The 2,564-nt window shown below is 30.7% G+C and carries 2 protein-coding genes and 1 pseudogene; all 3 read left to right on the forward strand.

Going from position 1 to position 2,564, the window contains the following annotated elements:
- Positions 1–130: 130 nt before the first annotated feature.
- Entirely contained in the window at positions 131–841 is a 711-nt protein-coding gene (locus tag ACFWM3_RS24895; RefSeq protein WP_390313393.1) for an SDR family NAD(P)-dependent oxidoreductase, read from the forward strand.
- A gap of 12 nt (positions 842–853) precedes the next feature.
- Positions 854–1,222 (forward strand): MerR family transcriptional regulator, encoded by a 369-nt coding sequence (locus ACFWM3_RS24900; RefSeq protein ID WP_056473882.1) that lies wholly within the window; start codon positions 854–856, stop codon positions 1,220–1,222.
- A 254-nt stretch (positions 1,223–1,476) separates the two neighbouring features.
- Positions 1,477–2,415, forward strand: a pseudogene (arsB, locus tag ACFWM3_RS24905) (arsenite/antimonite efflux transporter); the annotation flags it as partial.
- Positions 2,416–2,564 lie beyond the last annotated feature (149 nt).

A 2,564-nucleotide genomic window follows, 5' to 3' on the forward strand; every position in this document is an offset into this window, starting at 1 on the left:
AGACAGCCTCATATTCATTTATTATTATTAAATTTAATAAAATTATAATTAAAACCCTTGACCTAAACTAAGGTTTAGGCTGTAATCTCTGATTTGTAAGCAAGAAATTTATAAATTGGAGGAAATTAAAATGACAAAATATGCTTTAGTAACAGGTGCTAATAAAGGGATTGGATTAGAAGTAGTTCGTCAATTAGCTGAAAAAGATTATCATGTTTTCTTAGGCGCACGAAATGAAGAACTAGGAATGGAAGCAGTGCAGAATTTAGGTTTTTCAAATGTAAAGTTTATTCAAGTGGATGTGACTAACTCACAATCTATTCAAGATTCTTTAAATAAAATTTCGAAAGTGACTGACCACTTAGATCTATTAATAAATAATGCAGGGATTGCACCAGATTTTCATATTTTAACAAGTGAAATCAAACTTGAAACTTTACGTCAAGCATTTGAAGTGAATTTCTTCGGCACTTTCCAAATGATTCAAACTTTTTTACCATTGGTTAAAAAATCAGAAGGCGGAAAAATTATTAATGTAACGACAGATATGGCATCGCAAACATTATTTGATCGCGGAGAAACTGCAACAATAAATATTCTAGGATATAATTCCTCGAAAACTGCTAACAATTCATTGACACTTACTTTTGGTAAAGAATTTGGTAGTGATGGTCCAGAAATTTTGGGTGTTACTCCTGGATTTACAACGACTGACCTAAACGGAAATACACCTGGAGGAAAAACAACAGCTGAAGGTGCTACAATTATTACGAACTATGCATTAAGTAATATTAACTACAATGGTAAAATTCTAAATGCAAAAGGAATTATGCCTTGGTAAGGATGAGAGTTCATGAATTATACAATTGGACAAGTAGCAAAGTTGAATAGTTTAACAATTTCTCAATTAAGATATTATGATAAACAAGGCTTGTTACCTTTTCTAAAAAGAACTGAGAGTGGAGACAGAATTTTTGATGAGGACGCACTTAAATTTATTGATATGATTTTGTGTCTAAAAAATACAGGTATGCCAATTAAGAAAATAAAGCAATTTGTTGACTGGTCTATGAACGGGGAAGAAACTTTACAGCAACGTTTAAGCCTGATGATTCAACAAGAAAAAAATGTTTTAGATCAAATCAAAGAAATGGAAGAAAACTTAAATAAAATTCAGCGGAAAATTTCGAAATATGAAGATGAAATAAATGAAAGTAAATAAGAAAAAAGATAAAAAAGAATGAATGTGAAACGGGGGGATCCAAAAAGTGGGAACCCTCGTTTTTTTGTAAATAATAATTGATAACAGCTGTGTCATTTATCAAAGTTACATTTTAATTCGTGGAATAATGAAAATTATTTCTATGTATCTTTAACAAAAAGACTGTAATATAATTATTCAGTCTAATTAAAAACTTGAAAGGCTGTATTGTTAATTGGTTTCAATCATTCTTGCATCATTAATTTTTATCACAAATTCTTACCCCAATTATATTAGCGATGGTACGTAGTTTGAAATTGGATGAAAGGATGATCTTTCCTTTTATTATTGCTAGTGGTTTTATATCAGATACAACGTCAATTCCATTTGTTGTAAGTAATTTAGTGAATATTATCACTGCTGATTATTTTAAAATAGGCTTTTTAGAATATACGAGTAAAATGATAATCCCAAATATCTTCTCACTAGTTGCCAGTATTTTGGTGCTATACTTTTATTTTAGAAAAGTTATTCCAAAAAGCTATGATCTTAGCCAGTTGAAGGTTCCAAAGACTGCTATAAAAGATAAAAAGATGTTTTATATTACTTGGTTAGTACTTATCTTGTTATTGGCGGGTTATTTTATTGGTGAATTACTTCAAGTTCCGGTTTCATTTATTGCTGGTATAGCGGCTATTATCTTTTTATTTATGGGAAGAAGAAGTAGCGTTGTTAATACGACAAAAGTATTAAAAGAGGCACCATGGACAATTGTAGTGTTTTCAATTGGAATGTATATAATTGTTTATACTTTGAAGAATGTTGGTTTAACTGATGTATTAGCCCATGTAATTCATTATGTTGCTAATAAAGGAATACTTATTGCAACTCTAGGAATGGGTTTTATCTCTGCAGTTCTTTCTGCTATTATGAATAATCTTCCTACAGTAATGATTGCATCACTTGCAATTGAACATACAAATACGACAGGAATTATAAAAGAAGGGCTGATTTATGCGAATGTAATTGGTTCAGACTTAGGACCAAAGATGACACCAATCGGATCGCTAGCTACTTTATTATGGTTACATGTATTGTCACAAAAAGGGATCAAAATTTCTTATCGAACTTATTTAAAAATCGGAATTATACTAACGATTCCAGTGCTATTTATTACTTTAATAGGTTTATATATTAGCCTAAAATTACTCTGAAAAATTTGTGCATTAAAATAATTCTTTCACGCTAAGACGACTATTTTTTAGTTGTCTTTTTGTGCGACGGGCAGTCGTATAGGGTGCTGACCTAGTCAGCGCCCTTCAATTATTTTATTTAGACAGAGACGACACTTCGGTGTAACGAC

This window comes from Gottfriedia sp. NPDC058432 (assembly GCF_042721555.1).
In the GTDB taxonomy this organism is placed as follows: Bacteria; Bacillota; Bacilli; order Bacillales; family Bacillaceae_G; genus Gottfriedia.